The organism is Streptomyces sp. NPDC046931 (assembly GCF_040644655.1).
GTDB lineage: Bacteria > Actinomycetota > Actinomycetes > Streptomycetales > Streptomycetaceae > Streptomyces.
In genome coordinates this window covers 1-15,595 of sequence record NZ_JBEYWX010000030.1, presented here as the reverse complement: position 1 = coordinate 15,595, position 15,595 = coordinate 1, and the positions used below count along the sequence as shown (strand labels likewise).

At 69.0% G+C, this 15,595-nt stretch carries 16 protein-coding genes and 1 pseudogene; 9 read left to right on the top strand and 8 right to left on the bottom strand.

Going from position 1 to position 15,595, the window contains the following annotated elements; genetic code table 11:
- Window positions 1–82: 82 nt before the first annotated feature.
- Both ABZ876_RS33840 and ABZ876_RS33835 read right to left on the bottom strand, forming a co-directional pair.
- Window positions 83–220 (bottom strand): hypothetical protein, encoded by a 138-nt coding sequence (locus ABZ876_RS33840; RefSeq protein WP_361788979.1) that lies wholly within the window; start codon window positions 218–220, stop codon window positions 83–85.
- Between the two features lie 665 nt (window positions 221–885).
- Complete coding sequence (locus ABZ876_RS33835) at window positions 886–1,902, bottom strand: alcohol dehydrogenase (protein ID WP_361788977.1); 1,017 nt, start codon at window positions 1,900–1,902, stop codon at window positions 886–888.
- A 257-nt stretch (window positions 1,903–2,159) separates the two neighbouring features.
- Here ABZ876_RS33835 and ABZ876_RS33830 point away from each other — a divergent pair, with 257 nt between their 5' ends.
- Window positions 2,160–3,227, top strand: a complete 1,068-nt coding sequence (locus tag ABZ876_RS33830) for a hypothetical protein (protein ID WP_361788975.1) — start codon at window positions 2,160–2,162, stop codon at window positions 3,225–3,227.
- Here the strand turns inward: ABZ876_RS33830 and ABZ876_RS33825 are convergent.
- Entirely contained in the window at window positions 3,213–3,782 is a 570-nt protein-coding gene (locus ABZ876_RS33825) for a TetR family transcriptional regulator C-terminal domain-containing protein (protein ID WP_361788973.1), read from the bottom strand. The genes ABZ876_RS33830 and ABZ876_RS33825 overlap by 15 nt on opposite strands.
- Before the next feature lie 89 nt (window positions 3,783–3,871).
- Here ABZ876_RS33825 and ABZ876_RS33820 point away from each other — a divergent pair, with 89 nt between their 5' ends.
- A complete protein-coding gene (locus tag ABZ876_RS33820) occupies window positions 3,872–4,462 on the top strand; it encodes a CGNR zinc finger domain-containing protein (RefSeq protein WP_361788971.1) in 591 nt (196 codons plus the stop codon).
- Between the two features lie 177 nt (window positions 4,463–4,639).
- Here the strand turns inward: ABZ876_RS33820 and ABZ876_RS33815 are convergent.
- Window positions 4,640–4,732 (bottom strand): annotated as a pseudogene (locus ABZ876_RS33815) (alpha/beta hydrolase); the annotation flags it as partial.
- Window positions 4,733–5,115: 383 nt separating this feature from the next.
- Window positions 5,116–5,694, bottom strand: coding sequence for a hypothetical protein (locus ABZ876_RS33810; RefSeq protein ID WP_361788970.1), 579 nt, complete (start codon window positions 5,692–5,694; stop codon window positions 5,116–5,118).
- A gap of 123 nt (window positions 5,695–5,817) precedes the next feature.
- Here ABZ876_RS33810 and ABZ876_RS33805 point away from each other — a divergent pair, with 123 nt between their 5' ends.
- Window positions 5,818–6,747, top strand: coding sequence for a LuxR C-terminal-related transcriptional regulator (locus ABZ876_RS33805; protein WP_361788968.1), 930 nt, complete (start codon window positions 5,818–5,820; stop codon window positions 6,745–6,747).
- 251 nt (window positions 6,748–6,998) lie between these two features.
- Window positions 6,999–7,466: a DUF2871 domain-containing protein gene (locus ABZ876_RS33800; RefSeq protein ID WP_361788966.1), complete on the top strand. Its 468-nt coding sequence runs from the start codon at window positions 6,999–7,001 to the stop codon at window positions 7,464–7,466.
- Window positions 7,467–7,798: 332 nt separating this feature from the next.
- Here the strand turns inward: ABZ876_RS33800 and ABZ876_RS33795 are convergent, their stop codons facing one another.
- On the bottom strand, window positions 7,799–8,938 hold the full coding sequence (locus ABZ876_RS33795; protein WP_361788964.1) for a helix-turn-helix domain-containing protein: 1,140 nt from the start codon (window positions 8,936–8,938) through the stop codon (window positions 7,799–7,801).
- Window positions 8,939–9,070: 132 nt separating this feature from the next.
- Here ABZ876_RS33795 and ABZ876_RS33790 point away from each other — a divergent pair, with 132 nt between their 5' ends.
- On the top strand, window positions 9,071–10,081 hold the full coding sequence (locus ABZ876_RS33790; RefSeq protein ID WP_361789084.1) for a ferredoxin reductase: 1,011 nt from the start codon (window positions 9,071–9,073) through the stop codon (window positions 10,079–10,081).
- Window positions 10,082–10,088: 7 nt separating this feature from the next.
- Window positions 10,089–11,207 (top strand): acyl-CoA desaturase, encoded by a 1,119-nt coding sequence (locus tag ABZ876_RS33785; RefSeq protein WP_361788962.1) that lies wholly within the window; start codon window positions 10,089–10,091, stop codon window positions 11,205–11,207.
- A 478-nt stretch (window positions 11,208–11,685) separates the two neighbouring features.
- On the opposite strand, the gene ABZ876_RS33780 is transcribed toward ABZ876_RS33785, so the two are convergent.
- Together ABZ876_RS33780 and ABZ876_RS33775 are read right to left on the bottom strand one after the other, a co-directional pair.
- On the bottom strand, window positions 11,686–11,934 hold the full coding sequence (locus ABZ876_RS33780; RefSeq protein WP_361788960.1) for a DUF3459 domain-containing protein: 249 nt from the start codon (window positions 11,932–11,934) through the stop codon (window positions 11,686–11,688).
- Window positions 11,907–12,539, bottom strand: coding sequence for an alpha-amylase family glycosyl hydrolase (locus ABZ876_RS33775; RefSeq protein ID WP_361788958.1), 633 nt, complete (start codon window positions 12,537–12,539; stop codon window positions 11,907–11,909). Before ABZ876_RS33775 ends, ABZ876_RS33780 begins: the two co-directional genes overlap by 28 nt.
- Window positions 12,540–12,959: 420 nt before the next feature.
- Here ABZ876_RS33775 and ABZ876_RS33770 point away from each other — a divergent pair, with 420 nt between their 5' ends.
- The 3 genes from ABZ876_RS33770 to ABZ876_RS33760 all read left to right on the top strand — a co-directional run bounded on the left by ABZ876_RS33770 (window position 12,960) and on the right by ABZ876_RS33760 (window position 15,552).
- Window positions 12,960–14,375 carry a DEAD/DEAH box helicase gene (locus ABZ876_RS33770; protein WP_361788956.1) on the top strand — a complete coding sequence of 472 codons (1,416 nt, stop codon included), beginning with the start codon at window positions 12,960–12,962 and terminating at the stop codon, window positions 14,373–14,375.
- A gap of 205 nt (window positions 14,376–14,580) precedes the next feature.
- Window positions 14,581–14,823, top strand: a complete 243-nt coding sequence (locus tag ABZ876_RS33765) for a DUF5302 domain-containing protein (RefSeq protein ID WP_361788954.1) — start codon at window positions 14,581–14,583, stop codon at window positions 14,821–14,823.
- Between the two features lie 390 nt (window positions 14,824–15,213).
- On the top strand, window positions 15,214–15,552 hold the full coding sequence (locus tag ABZ876_RS33760; protein ID WP_361788952.1) for a hypothetical protein: 339 nt from the start codon (window positions 15,214–15,216) through the stop codon (window positions 15,550–15,552).
- Window positions 15,553–15,595: the final 43 nt, after the last annotated feature.

Genomic DNA, 15,595 nt, shown 5'->3' with positions numbered 1-15,595 from the left:
TGGTATCGATACATCGATACATCGACAAAAGCAGACCGCGTGCGCGAGGGTGCGTGCGCGAGGGCGCATGAGCGCATATGTATCAGGCGGTGGCCGGTATGACGGTGGCGCGCAGGTGGCGGGAGTAAGCGGCCCACAGCTGCCACGCGACACGAAGGACGATCGCCTCGGCCAGCGCGAGACCGATCTTCGTGGCCACGGCTACAAGAATCTCGCCCATGTCGACTGACTTTCTGTACTCGGTTGCGGATGTCCGATATCCGACCATGCAGCCGTTTCTTCCGTGATGGGTGCCGTACGCGCATACGTTCGATGGCTTTTTGGTGAACAAACGGGGTCAAGGCGGTCGGAATCTGGGCGCGCATCGACGATCGGCACGGCTGCGACGGCGCCTGGACAACGCTCTCCGGCCGTCCGCGGTGCCGGAACCATTCCCAGGCGGTCGACAGCAGTCCGCCGGGAGTGCCGTCGTGCATCAGGTCGGTGATGGTGAGGAGCGGCACACCGGCCGCGCGTCGTGTCACCGTCTCCGGCGGCTGCCGACCGGCGCGCAGTGTCAGGGCGCCTGCCTCGGCCAGGTCGCCCACCGTCGCTGGTGGTCCCCGGAGTCCCGGCCTCCATGTCGAGTCCGGAGGGATGTCGCGCATGGTTGGCGGCAACCCCAACTCGTCCTTTTGCGCAGCGAGTTCCTTGCGGAAAGGTTCTGTCGTCGCGCGCTGCGGATCCACGCGGTCCGACGCCTTCGAGCCCGGGCCACCATCGGACCTGCGCCATGGGAAGTCGCGGTGCACTCCGGTACTCGAGCCGAAGCCCCGGAGGAGACGGTCGCTTCGGTCGCAAGGTCTCCAAGGTCTCCACCGGGGGCTTGTCAATGTGTGCTTGGCGTCAGGCGGCGGCGTCCAGGACCGCGCGGAAGCGGGCCCGACCGGAGAGCATGTGCTCGTACGCCTTGGGGGCCTCGGAGAGCGGGAAGGTCTCGATCAGGGGCTTGATGCCGTTTGCGGCGCTGAAGGCGAGGTTGTCCTCGTTCTCGATCGGGGTCCCGGTGAGGTGGCCCTGGATGGTGCGGGTGCCGAAAATCAGCTCTGCGGTCTGTGCCTGGATGGGGTCGGGGGCCGCGCCGACGACCATGAGCTTGCCGCGTGGGGCGAGTCCCGCCACGAGGGGGCTCATGGACGAGCCGCTGGAGGCGGTGGCGATGACTGCGGCGGCACCGCCGAGGTCCTGGAGGGCGTCGGCGATGTCCTGCCCGTTGCTGTCGATGTAGTGGTGGGTGCCCAGTTGCCGGGCGAGAGACTCCTTCTCGGTGCCGCGGGCGACGGCGGCCACCCGGTAGCCGAGGCTGCGTGCGTACTGGACGGCAAGGTGCCCGAGTCCGCCGATGCCCTGCACGGCGACGAGGGCGCCAGGGCGGGAGCCGATCTGCTGCAACGCGGTGAAGGTGGTGAGGCCGGCGCACAGCAGCGGGGCGGCCTCGGCCGGCGGGAGCTCCTTCGGAATACGGACCAGGCCGCTGGTACGGGCGTAGGCGACCTCGGCGTAGCCGCCGTCCGTGGTGGTGCCCGTCTGCTGCTGGTTGCGGCAGTTGACGAAGTCGCCACGGCGGCAGGGATCGCACTCGCCGCAGTGACCGGCCAGGAAGCCGACCCCGACGCGCTCGCCGACGTGCCAGGCGGTGACTCCCGGGCCCACCGCGTCGATGACGCCGACGATCTCGTGGCCCGGGACCAGCGGCTGCTCGGGATGAGCGCGCCGGCCCTCGGCGGCGAGCACGTCGGAGTGACAGACCCCGCAGTACTCGACGCGCAGCCGCACCTGGTTCGGCGCGGGGTCGGCCAACTCCCGATCGACCAGACGGAAGGTCCGGTTTCCGGTGACTTCGAAGGCTCGGTACGTGGTCATGAGCTGCTCCTCCGTTGCGGCGCGACTTTCAATGCGACCGGTCGTCTCTCTCAATATGACCGACCGTCTTAGGCGGCGCAATCCCGGATCCACTCGCCTTGACAAGGCTAAGACGACTGGTCATATTGAAGGATGTCCGCGGATGAGCCGCGGCATTCCGCACCTGAAGCACCCGGCCGTACCCCGCCGCGCGTGCCAGGGATCACGTCGCCGCTACGCCCGCGGCGTGGGCCGCCTCGAACCCTGGGACACAGCTCATGTCTGCCAAGAACGGCACGGATCTCCGCTCGGAGCCGGCTCGATACCTGCCGGACACGTCCGGCGCCGTCGCCTCACCTGCATCCGCCCCGCGCCACGACCCTGTTTCCCACGCGCCGCGGAGCGCGAGTGTCAGTCTCCTGGCGATCTCACTGGGCACCGCGGGCCTGGGGGGAGCCTGGCAGGCGGCGGCGAATCTCGTGTCCGCCCCCATCCAGATCAGCGATGTCCTGTTCACGGCCGCCGGGCTGGTCTGGGTCGTGCTCCTGGGCGCCTACGTCCGGCACGGCGGAGCGCGATGGCGCAATCTGCGTGAGGATCTGCGCCATCCGGGCCAAGGGTTCGCCCTCGCCTACGTTCCCATCATCGGCATGCTGATCAGCGGTCACTTCTCGCGCTTCGGCCAGGAAGGCGCCCGCTGGGCCTACGCCGTGTTCCTGGTGGCGTCCGCACTGGTCGCCGCTCATCTGCTCGCCCACTGGCTCACCGGTGCCCTGAGTGAGACCGCGCTGCACCCCGGCTACCTGCTGCCGGTCACCTCCGCACCGTTCATCGCGAGTGCCACCGCGTCGACGCTGCACCTCCCCGAGGTCGCGGCGGCGGCTTTCGCCGTAGGCGTCCTGTACTGGCTGGCCCTCGGTGCGGTCATCCTCGGCAGTCTGATCACCGGCAGCCCGCTTCCGGCGCCGGCCCGGCCCACCCTCACCGTCCTGATCATCCCGCCGGCCACCGGCGGCATCGCCTGGCTCGCCGCCCACCGGGGCCGCCTGGACGGGGTCGGCTACGGGTTCTCCGGAATCCTGTTCTTCACTCTCGCCGTGATCGCCTTCCTGCTTCCGACGATGAGCCGGCGGTCCTTCCACACCGGTCTGTGGATCTTCAGCTTCCCGGTGGCCGCCACCGCGAACTTCCTCGTCCGCTGGGCGTACGCGGCGGTAGTACCCGGCCGTGAGGCCCTCGCATGGGCCCTGATGGCCGCCGCAAGCGCCGTCTTCGTTCTCCTGACCGGCGCGACAGTGGTCCACGGCGGCCGGCAGCGGAAGTCCGGGAACTCAGGCCACGAGTGAGTCGAACAGGGCGAGGAAGTCGTCCAGCGGCTCTCTGCTCCGGGTCACCTTGGCCCGGAGCGCGGCACCTTCCCAGGCGTTCACGAGAAAGCCGGCCAGCGTCTCCGGATCCAGAGTGCTGTTGAGTGTCCCGGCGCTGCGGGCCTCCTCCAGCGCAGACGTCACCAGGGCGGTCCAGCGGTCCAGCCCGGATTCCACCTGACTGCGAACATCCGCACTCTGTGTGGAGAGTTCGGCACCGAAATTGCCGAAGAGGCAGCCCCGACTGAACTGGAACCGCTCCAGGTCGTCGGCCAGGTAACCGAAGTGCGCGCGCAGGCGCGGAGCCGGAGCGAGCGTCTGATCCTCGAGCATGTCCAGCCGACGGGTCACCGCATAGCGGCGCATGATCTCGACCGCGAGCGCTTCCTTGCTCGGGAAGTGGTTGTAGAAGGACCCCTTCGGCACGCCCGCGGCACGGGTGATCTCCTGGACCCCGATGCCGTTGAACCCGCGCTCGTGGAAGCATTCCGCGGCGGCATCGACCAACTGCTCGCGTACGCTCGGCCTCGGCATCTGCGACTCCTCACTCCTCCCTATCAATGTGACCGGTCGTCTTGTAGGTGTCAAGCGTTCTGCCCCCGCTCCGGCTTGGTCGTTCGGCAGTGAGCGTCACCTGTCAATATGGTGACGCGAATCTGGAGCACGCCTTTACGTGCGGAAATCCCGCACTTGACTTCGCTGCGACGCTTCGAGCCCGCCGGTCGGTGCGGTTCGAGATGTTCGTGTCGCCGGAGCGGCTGGACGCCTGGTACCTCGAGTCCGGGATCGTGGACGCCGTCACTCCTAGCCGCGAGTCCGGCGTCGAGCAGGCGGTGACGGTTCGCGAGGCCGTCTACGCGCTGGTGTCGGCTCGGCTGGCCGGCGAGCCGTTCGACAGGAAGGCGCTCGCGGTGGTGAACGGCGCGGCCCGGAAGCCTCCGGTGGCGCCGCAGCTCACCGCAACGGGGAGGTGGACGGAGGCGACGCCGGAGGAAGCGTTGTCCACCGTGGCCCGCCATGCTGTCGAGCTTCTGAGCGGCCCGGATGTGCCGCTGATGAAGGAGTGCGCAAATCCCGAGTGCACCCGGGTCTTCATCGACCGGTCACGTGGCACGCGCCGACAGTGGTGCGGCATGGAGTCCTGCGGGAACAAGCTCAAGGCGGCCGCGTACCGCGCGCGCAAGCGGCGGGCGGAGGCGCCTGCGGGTCACTGAGGGGGACGCCGAGGGGGCATCGTATCGGGGCCGCGACGCGCGGGCGCTGGCCGTGAATCCGGCGGAGCGGACCGGTACCCCACGCGAAGTGCACAGTGGCGTACGCCGGTTGGACGGATACGCCGGTTGGACGGATGCCGAGCCGACGGAGCCGCAGTCCGGCGGTCCGGGACGGCAGAGCCTGTCCGCGTCGACGACGGCTTGGGCGAAGGCCTCAGGTACTTCCTGCTGTACGTCGTGGCCGATGCCGGGCAGTGTCCGGTGGGCGTAGGCCCACCAAACTACGACCGATGGGTCGGTCCCGCCATGGTTGAACTCCCAGCCAAGGACGTCCCCGAGCCCTACCGCCGGCGCTTGACGAAGGTGCGGGGCCGGGCACACATCCCCACGGATATCGTGGCCGTACGGGTCCGCGGGGTCGATCCGCTACCCGGTGATCCCGTGGTGCCGGCTCACCACATGATGTGTGTCCAGGACCACGCGTGACGCGGTCCTTGGCTCCGGTGCTGTGACTACCTTGCCCATACGACTGCACGCCACCGTCGCGGTCGGCGCAGCGGGGGGTCCAGGCCCCGCACGTCACGTCCGGTCCCGGGGCAGCGGCTCGGCCGCGACGGAGCCGTGATTGGCGACCAGCTGAAAGGCGGGGGCTGTCACCGGGAGGCCCCCTCCCGCACGGCCGCGAGCCGGGCGCGGGCGATGTCGGGGTAGCGGACCGTGAACATGACGGGGAGGACGAATGTGGCGACCGTCAGGAGCGTGCGGGCCGTGCCCGCGTCCGGAGCGTAGTGACGCAGCAGCACCCCGCCGATACCGGAGAGGGTGAACGCGCTCGCCCACACGATGGTGATGTGGCGGTTGATGCGCAGGAACAGCGGGCTGTGCCACAGGTGCCCGGGGACCTGGGTGCGGGCGATGCCGAGCGTGAAAGGACGGCCGAGGGCGAGTGAGCCCCAGGCGGTCGCCGCGAGCCACAGCGAGGACAGCGGCGGTCCGTAGTGAGCCAGGGCGGCGGAGTCCGGCGCCGCGAACGCGGCGACGGCGTAGGCGGTGAAGAACACCACGGCGCTGCACTCGATCACCAGGGCGTCCCAGCCGCGGCCGGAACGAAGCTGGACCACGACCAGACCTGCGGCCAGGACAAGGCCGGTGAGCACGGCCCAGCGCAGATCGACCGTACCGGTGAGCGCTGCGACGGCAATCCACGGGAGGAAGCTGCGGATGTAGCCCACGGTGGTGGTCTCCTCTCGACTCGTGTGTGGGTGTGCTCACCAGCCTGGTGATCATCCGGGCACTTCAGCACCCGGATAAAGTGCAAGACTCAGTGCAGGAAACTGCACGGGACGGGGGTGCCGATGAGCCTGCAGAACCTGGGTCTGACGCCTGAACAAGAAAATCTCTATCGCTATCTGTTGCGGACGCCGCGCGCCGATCCCACAGTGGCCGAGACGGAACTGGGCATTGGCGTGCGCATGGTCCTCGACGAGCTGCGGGCCCTGGGCCTGGTCGACGAACTGCTGCTACCACTGCCGCCGGCCGCAGCTGTCGACGTGCTGGTCCGCCGGAGGATGGAGCAGGCTTCCCGCGAACTGGCGCGCATGGATGCGGCTTTCGACGTCGTGCGTGACCTCGCCGAGGAAGCGCGGCGTGGTCGGGCCGTCGAACTTGTCGAACGCCTCCCCGACGGCCTGGAGGTCAATCGTCGTGTCAGTGCGATGCTCGACCGCTCCGAGACGATGCACGCCAAGCCGCTGCCGCGCAGCGTGACCTACTCCGACGAGTACGCGCGCCGTTACCGCCGGCAGTTGGCCGACGGGCTGGTCAGCCGGACAATCATCGGCACCGCGGCCCTCGACCTGCCCGAACAGCTGGCCTACGCACGGCAGATGCACAGCCTGGGCGACCTGCACCGAGTGTCCGCCGAGCCGTACCTACCGCTGCTGATCATCGACCGCCGGGTCGCCTTCGTTCGTGTTGTACCAGGCAAACCGAGTGTCGAGGCTCCCACACTGATGATCCGTCAACCGGGCATCGTGGCCGTGCTGGTGGAACTGTTCGACGGACTGTGGTCGCGCGCTGCGGACCTCGACGGACTCGAGCTCACCGCGACGGAGGCACGGGTCCTGCGTGCGCTCGCGGAGCACAGCAAGGACGAGACAGCCGCTCGCGCCATGAACATGTCTCTTCGCAAGTACCGCACGCATGTGGCCGACCTGATGAGCCGCCTGGGCGCGAGCAGTCGCTTCCAGGCGGCCCTGCGCGCGAAGGAACGCGGCTGGCTGTAACGCCCCGCACACAAGGTCGCCAAGTGGCCGTGTGCGAACCCTGTTTCAGCCCGGTCCGGCAACCCCTTGGTGCGCCAGACCAGGGTGCACCGGCCAGGTGGGGCGTGTCGCAGTCGCCGCGGAGCCGCGGGCTCTACCCGTGGCCGGACCAGGGAGGCATGGATCATTGCCGGATTCATCGTTGATGACCGGGCGAGCCGTCTGCAAGGCTTGGGCCTCACCGATCGACTTGAACGGGGGGGCAAGCACGCATGAGGAAGATTCTCAACACAGCCCACATCTACATGATCGTCGGGCTGGTCGGTGGCCTGTACTACCGCGAAATCACCAAAGCGAAGAACTTCACCGGTGACACCCAACTCGCCGTTGTGCACACCCACGTTCTGGCCCTCGGAATGATGTTCTTCCTTATCGTCCTGGCGCTGGAGAAACTGTTCACCCTCACCTCCATCAGGCTTTTCGCTTGGTTCTTCTGGACCTACAACGCCGGCCTGGCGCTGACCGTCGCCATGATGACCCTGCACGGGACCCTGACGGTGCTCGGACATTCCAGCGGTGAGGCCATCTCGGGAGCGTCCGGGCTCGGGCACATCCTGCTGACCGTGGGTCTCGTGCTCTTCTTCATCACCCTGAGCAAGCGCATCCCCTCCGTCTCCAGGACGGGAGGCGACACGGCCGGAACCCGACTCCCCCTCACTTCGCCGGCCGAGGACCGGTGACATCGCGGTTCCAGTCACCGCCTGGGCCCGGGGCGCCCTGCGTCGAGGGCTTGCCGCCTTGCGCTGCCGGATTTCGACTCGCGGCCCAGGCTGAGGCCGAATGGCGCTGTCCAGGCCTCAAGCGCTGTCCAGGCCTCGCGCCAGCCCGGTGATCAGCCGGCCCCGCCACGTCGATGCCGCGGGCAAGGAAGAGCCCGGCCTCAGGAAACGCCGATCACCCTGCCTACCGACCACGCAACCCGACCGGTGGCCGTGATCGGCCCCGGGACACTCGGCCGTCGTGACTGAGGGTGACCGCTGGCGGAGGCGGTCGTGGGCGGTCGAAGTAGGCGTCAGCTGACCCGAAGACCGACCGCCAGCGTCAGTTCAAGGACCCGGTGTGGCGATGCGAGATCCGGAAACAGCTCCCGCAGCTGCGACATCCGGTACCGGACTGTCTGGGGATGGACGAACAGCGCTGCCGCCACCTCGTCCCGCCTGCCCTGGTGCAGCAGCCACGCCCGCAACGTCTCCTCCAGCCGCCGTGCGGTCGCGACAGGCAAGGTGTGCAACGGTGCGAGGGCTCGGGCACGCAGGTCTGCCAACGCGTCCACGTCGGCGCTCAGCACCAGCTCGGGCAGGTGGTCCTCGGTGTCGCGAATATCAGAGGAGAGGGAGCGCGCGCGTACGGCTCGTGCGTACGAGGCGGACGCACGAGTCCATGGCCGGGCCGGGCCGACCACGGCGGTGCGGTCGGTCAGCTGCCGCAAGAGATGTGATCGGTCGGCATCGGGGACGAGCAGCACACCGGTGGCGTCCGGCAGATCGTCGAGGACGAGGGTGCCCGGGTCGAGCGCGCGGTAGGCAGGCCGGGCCTGGGCGGCGGGCAGCAGGACCGCGGTCACCGAAACCGGAGGCTGCCACCCGGCCCGTTGAGCAGAGGCCAGCAACACGTCCGGGCTCGCGCCGGCGAGGAGATCGCGGGCCAGGTGTTCCAGGTGGCGCTCGTGGGCCCTGCCCCGGGCGGCCAGTTCGTCGGCGTGGCCCGCGGCGCTCGCGGCGGAGAGCTCGTCGATGTAGGCGAAGGTCAGCTCGGCGAACTTGGCCACCTCGGCAGCGGGCAGACCTGCGGGTACGGCACCCGCTGCCAGGCATCGCCAGGCCACGCGGGCGCCGACGCGGTAGGCGCTGAGCAGGGCGTCCATCGAACGGCCGTCGCGCACCTCGCCGCGGCCCAGCTCGTAGGCTGCGTCACCGGCGTCGCCGCCCGTGGCGTTCCCGCTCGCGAGGTCCAGGTAGTGCCCCAGGGCGGTGCGGACGGCTCGGCGGATGGTGGCGCCCATGTGGCCCGACAGGGCGTTGGCGTAGGAGGGGACCTCGTCGATGATCGCCTGGACGACCTCGTCGGCGGTGGTCTTCAGCGCGGCCCTCAGTGCGGTGACCGTCGTCTCATCCAGGGCCAGTTCGCTGGCCCTCCGGATTGCATGGCTCACGTCTTTGTTCCCTGCGAACAATTCAGCCGACCAGATTTACGTCCTGCGGTCAGGACTTTACGCCTTGAGGCGCAGCAAGCTGGAGTCATGACGAGTGCAGCCCTCCGCAGCAGGGCGTGGAAACTGCTGGAGATGGTCACGACGCCGCTGCTGCCGTCGGACTACCTCGACCTGGTCAGCCCACTGCGTGCGGGCGCTGACCTGCGTGGGCGCATCGAGGCCGTGTACCCCGAGACGGGTGACGCCGCGACCATCGTGATCAGACCGGGACGGGGCTGGCGCGGCCACACAGCCGGTCAGTACGTGCGGATCGGGGTCGACGTCGACGGGGTGCGACTGTGGCGTGCCTACTCCATCACCTCGCCGACAAACCGCCAGGACGGCCGCGTCACGATCACCGTGAAGGCGATCCCGGACGGCAAGGTCAGCAACCACCTGGTCCGCAGGGCGAAACCGGGCACGCTGATCCAGCTCGACCAGCCGACCGGTGACTTCGTGCTGCCGCAGGCCAAGCCCGCCAAAGTGCTCTACCTGACGGCCGGCAGCGGCATCACGCCCGTGATGGGCATGCTGCGCGACACCGAGTTCGACGACGTCGTCATGGTCCACTGCGCACCCCAGCCGCAAGACGTGATCTTCCGCAGCGAGCTGCACGACCTGGTCGCGGCCGGGAAGCTGCGGCTCACCGAGGTGCACACCGCCACAGACGGCATGCTCGACATCGCCCGTCTCGACGAACTCGTGCCCGACTGGGCCGAGCGCGAGACCTGGGCTTGCGGGCCCGCGGGCCTGCTCGACGCCGCCGAAAAGCACTGGAGCGAGCACGGCGTACAACAGCGCCTGCACACCGAACGCTTCCGCCCCGGCATCGTCGTCGCCGGCGACGGAGGCGAGGTCACGTTCAGCGCCACCGGCAAGACCGTCGACGCGGACGGCGCCACGCCGTTGCTGGACATCGGCGAGGAGGCCGGCGTGCTCATGCCCTCCGGGTGCCGCATGGGCATCTGCTTCGGCTGCATCACGCCGCTCAAGGCGGGTGCCGTCCGCGACCTGCGCACCGGCGAGATCACCGAGGCCGAGCCGGGCGTCCTCATCCAGACCTGCGTGTCCGCCGCGGCGGGCCCCTGCGACATCGAACGGTAGGAGCACCTTGACCGCCATCGACCCCACCGACCACCTGACCGCGGAGCAGATCGAGGACCTCGGCCGCGAGCTGGACGCGATCCGCGACGAGGTGATCGCCGGCCGCGGGGAGAAAGACGCCGCCTACATCCGTAAGGTCATCTCGGCGCAGCGCAAGCTCGAGCTGGTCAGCAGGGGCGTGCTGCTGTTCTCGATCTTCCCGCCCGCGTGGCTGCTCGGCACCGCCGGTCTGTCCGTGGCGAAGATCATGGACAACATGGAGATCGGCCACAACGTCCTGCACGGCCAGTGGGACTGGATGCGAGACCCGAAGATCCACTCCACCACCTGGGAGTGGGATCACGTCTCGCCGGCCGACCAGTGGAAGCACTCGCACAACGAGCTGCACCACACGTACACCAACGTGATCGGCAAGGACAACGACCTCGGCTACGGCATCATGCGCGTCGACGAGGACCAGAAGTGGCACCCGTTCCACCTCGGCCAGCCGCTGTGGAACCTCATCAACGCCTGCTTCTTCGAGTACGGCATCGCAGCGTACGACCTGGAGCTCGGCAAGAACCTGAACAAGCGCCGCCGCAAGAACCCGGAGTTCCGCGCGCGGGCCAAGGCCGTGGGCCGCAAGATCCGCAAGCAGGTGCTCAAGGACTACGTGATCCACCCGCTGCTGTCGGGCCCGTCGTTCCTCCCCACGCTCGCCGCCACGTTCACCGCGAACCTGGTCCGCAACATCTGGTCCCACTCGGTGATCATGTGCGGGCACTTCCCCGAGGGCGTGCAGGTCTTCGAGCGCCGGTCGATCGAGGGCGAGACACGCGGCCAGTGGTACCTGCGCCAGATGATGGGCTCGGCGAACATCAGCGGCAGCAGGGCCATGCACTTCATGACCGGCAACCTGTCGCACCAGATCGAGCACCACCTGTTCCCGGACCTGCCGAGCAACCGGTACGCCGAGGTCGCGGTGAAGGTGCGCGCGCTGTTCGAGAAGTACGAGCTGGAGTACGTCACCGGACCGCTGCCCAAGCAGGTGTTCTCCGCGTGGCGCAAGGTCTTCCGGCTCTCGCTGCCGAACAAGAAGCACGAGGTCAGAACGCCGGACCGCGAGCAGGAGCTCGTCGCGGCCTGATCCTTGGTACTGGTTCAGATCTTTCGGCCGTACCGGCGGCACCGCCGGGTTCGCTGAGATCGGTTGCGGACAGTGGGCGACCGCGACATCAGACCGTACGACACGGGATCCGGGCAGCCCGGTGTCCGGCTGCGCTGCCCGGACGTGCGCCAGGAGCTCAGCACAGCCCCCGGCGAGGTGTTGTAGTGCGCTGACCTGCCGTGGTCGGGCCGGTAGTCGGGTGCGTACGCGCACTCGGTTTGCCGACGGGCGGGCTGGGTGGAAGGCGTGGGCTGTGACGTGGACACTGCCGGAACTGATGCTCGCCGCCCCTGTGTCCGACCCTGCGCTGCTGCCGGGGTGGGCGGGTGAGCCCAAGTTATGGACAGGGTTTGCAACTGTCCGTTGTCCAATGGGCCAGGGCCTCTCCGGTCAGCGGGGAGTGACACTGGAGAGGCCCTGGCGGATTGAGAGGGGCAGTTGTCCCTGGGGGCGATCGTTAGACGTTGAGCCAAACCGCGTGGTCCGGTTCCAGGAGTCCGTCCGTGATCGGGCCGCTGGCCAGCAAGGTCGCGGTGTGTTCAGGCAGCTGGTACGCCTCATCTGACAGGTTGACCACGCAGGTGAAGCCGGGTTCGCGGTGGAAGGCGAGGACGCCGGCGGGGGCGTCGAGCCAGGTCATGGTGCCGTCGCCGAGGGCGGGGTGGTCGCGTCGGAGTTTCAGGGCGGTGCGGTACGGCTCCAGCATCGACGTCTCGTCGCCGGTCTGTGCTTCGACGCTGCGGCTACCCCAGTCCGGGGGTTGCGGCAGCCAGGGTGCGGCGGATGTGTCGGCGGGGCTGAAGCCGAACGGGAGCGCGTCGCCGGACCAGGGATGGGGACGCGGCAGCCGTCGCGGCCGGGGTTGGTGTGGGCGGAGCGTTCCCGGACGGGGCCCTGGCGTACGGCCTCGGGCAGGTCTTCGATTTCTGGGAGGCCGAGTTCATCGCCCTGGTAGATGTATGCGCCGCCGGGCAGGGCGAGCATGAGGAGGGCTGCCGCGCGGGCGCGGTGGGTGCCCAGTTCCGGGTCGGCGGGGCCGTCGGGGAGGTAGGGGGCGTTGGGTATCCAGCGTTTGACGTTCGGGCGGGCGTAGCGGCTGGTGTGGCCCATGACGTCGTGGTTGGACAGCACCCAGGTGGCGGTTGCGCCCACGGAGGAGAGCATGGCGAGGGAGTCGTCGATGGCCGCACGCAGGTCCTTGGCGTCCCAGCCGGCCATGAGGAAGTCGAAGTCGAAGGCGGTGTGCAGGCCGTCGGGGCGGACGTACGCGGCGAGTCGAGGTCTGATCGGTGGGGCGCTGGTGTGGCGCATAAGGCTCAACCCTTCGCTCAAAGACCAGTGGCAGCCCCTGACCGGCTCACATACCGACGAGAGGGGACCGGCCCCTGCAAGCCGGCCCCCCTTCCTACTTCACCTGCCGACGCTCAGTAACGTCAGCCGATTCTCCTCCATGCGCAGGTAGTCGCAGTTGACGTGCAGTGCTCGAACCCCGGCAGGGTCACGAAGAACCGTCACCGTCCAGCATCCGCCACGACGGGGCCGGGAACCCGCTGAACGCCTGTCGGTTCTGCAGGTACGGGATCGCCGCACGCCCGCACCGTTCCATGTGTTAGTCTTACGCGTTTGCGTGGTCGTCGCGGTGGGCGATGCTGCCTGTTCCGTTCGGCGTGTGCGTGGGCTGTTCAAACCTGCCGGGCCTTCCTCGGTACGTTCCCTTGCGGAAGGCTGTTTATGAAGCATCCCAATGACTCCGGCATCGCCCACGGCAGTCCCGCCCAGCCCGGGGCAACGACCCCGGCGCTGCTCCCGGCCGTCACCTTCGCCGGTCTGGAACTGCCGACGAAGGTGCTGCGGACACTGAGCGAACTCGGGGTGCGCGAACCCTTTCCGATCCAGGCCGCCACACTGCCCGATGCCCTGGAGGGGCGCGACATCCTGGGACGCGGGCGCACCGGATCAGGCAAGACGCTCGCCTTCGGCCTGCCGATGCTGACACGTACAGCCGGGCGGCGCGCCGAACCGAAGCAGCCCCTCGCTCTGGTCCTTGTGCCCACCCGGGAGCTGGCCCAGCAGGTCACCCAGGCGCTGGCGCCGTACGCCGAGGCACTGCGGCTGCGGATCGCCACGGTCGTCGGCGGAACGTCGATCGGCCGGCAGGTCACCGCGCTGCGCCAGGGAGCCGAGGTGGTCGTCGCCACCCCCGGACGCCTGCAGGACCTGATCGAGCGCAACGCCTGCCGCCTGGGGCGGGTGAGAATCACCGTGCTGGACGAGGCCGACCAGATGTGCGACTTGGGATTCCTGCCGCAGGTTGCCGACGTGCTCGACCAGGTGCACCCCGACGGTCAGCGGATGCTCTTCTCGGCCACTCTCGATCGCGACGTCGATCAACTGGTCCGCCACTACCTCCACGACCCCGTCGTCCACTCGGTCGACCCGGCCGCGGGCACGGTCACGACGATGGAGCACCACGTTCTGGTCGTCCACGGCCCTGACCGCTACGCCGTCACCACGGAAATCGCCGCCCGCGACGGCCGCGTACTGCTGTTCCTCGACACCAAGCACGCCGTCGACCAGCTCACCCGGCATCTGCGGGCCAGCGGGGTGCAGGCCGGGGCCCTGCACAGCGGCAAGTCCCAGCCACAGCGCACACGGACCCTGGCGCAGTTCAAGAACAGCCAGATCACCGTTCTAGTGGCGACCAATGTCGCGGCCCGTGGCCTGCACGTCGACGACCTCGATCTCGTGGTCAACGTCGATCCGCCCACCGACGCCAAGGACTATGTGCACCGGGCGGGCCGCACCGCCCGCGCCGGTGAGTCCGGCAGCGTGGTCACGCTCGTGCTGTCGGGCCAGCGCCGCGAGACGAGCCGCATGATGGCCGGGGTCGGCATCGAGCCGACCGTCACCAAGGTGCGCTCGGGCGAGGCGGAGCTGAGCCGGATCACCGGCGCCAAGACTCCCTCCGGGATCCCGCTGGACGGCGGGCCCGCCGTCCCCCGACCCAAGAACACCAACGCTCCCTTCCGCGGCCTCGGCACCAGCAAGGACACCTCCCGCGGCGCCGGCGGCAAGTCCCGAAAGGCCGGCGAGGCCCGCAAGCTGGCCGAGGCCCGCAGGGCCGCCCTCGTGCGTCGCAACGGCTGAGAGCCGTTGCCCTGGCAGCCGGGCCACGGGATCGACAACCCTCGGCCCGGCCCGAAGCCGTGCTGTGCGCCTCACCTACGAAGTCAACGCCTTTGGCCGCGAGAGAGATACCCGCCGAAACGGAGCAGGATGACGTTGCCGGCGCCTCGCACTGCGCCCAGCATGACAAGCTGTGCTTGCCCACCCCCGAACCCAGGAGGTCACCATGACCGCAGAGCCCCTATCTACGGAAGGTTCGGAGCCGGCTGCCCCCGAGACGTCCCCTCTGGAGCCGGACAGCGACGGCAACTACGACCTCAAGCGCAAGTTCCGCGAAGCCCTGGCGCGCAAGCGCGGTGCGCAGGCGGACGCCGCTGATATTGCCGCCAAGTCCGATGCGTCGAAGGTGCGTTCGGCGCACGGCCCGGCTGCGAGCCAGCGGTCGTTCAGGCGCAAGAGCGGCGGCTGAGTCGACGAGTCCCGCGATTTAACCGCCTTCACCGGTACTCGCGCTATCCACTCGCGCGTCCCGTGCAGTGGCCCGCGACGTGCGCATGCCCGTGCGCGCTTTGCGGGCGGGGCGTAGCCGGCGGACTCGCCTGGGGGAATGGCCCAGATGCGGTTGGTTCGGGTCGGTGGCGCCGCCGAACTGGAATTCCGGGATGAGGGCACTGCCTTGTCCGAGGTCCGAGGGTACGCGGCCGGTGTTGCGCGCCTTGCGTGCCCCTGTACCGCTGTGAAAATCGACTGCGGTTGTCCGGGGTGACGGTAGGCATCCGCGTGGCAAGGACATTCGTTCCCCGTCCTGCTGCGGCTGATCGACACACAGACGGTCGCGTTCCGGGCAGCGGTCGCCTTCGTGCCCAGCCACGACGTGCAGGTGCCGACCTGCCCCGAGTGGAGGCTGTCCGATCTGGTGCAACATCTGAGCGGGGTGCACCGCCGCCATGTCACCGGTTCCTCCCGCGGCTTCGGCCGCTGGTTCGCGCAGGCGGCCCTGGAGCGCGGCGACAGGGCCGTCGTCCGCAACACCGACTCCCTCGCGGACCTGCCGGCCGCCCACGGCGAGGCGATCCGCCTCGTCGAGCCCGGCGGAGTATCCCGGCTGCTCGGGCCGCCACCGGAACGGCGACCGTGCTGCCGGGCTGTGGCTCAGGCGTCGATGATGACGGGGATGATGAGGGGTTTGCGGCGGTAGGTGCGGAACGCCCAGTTCGCCACGGCGCGGGCGAGGAGTTGTT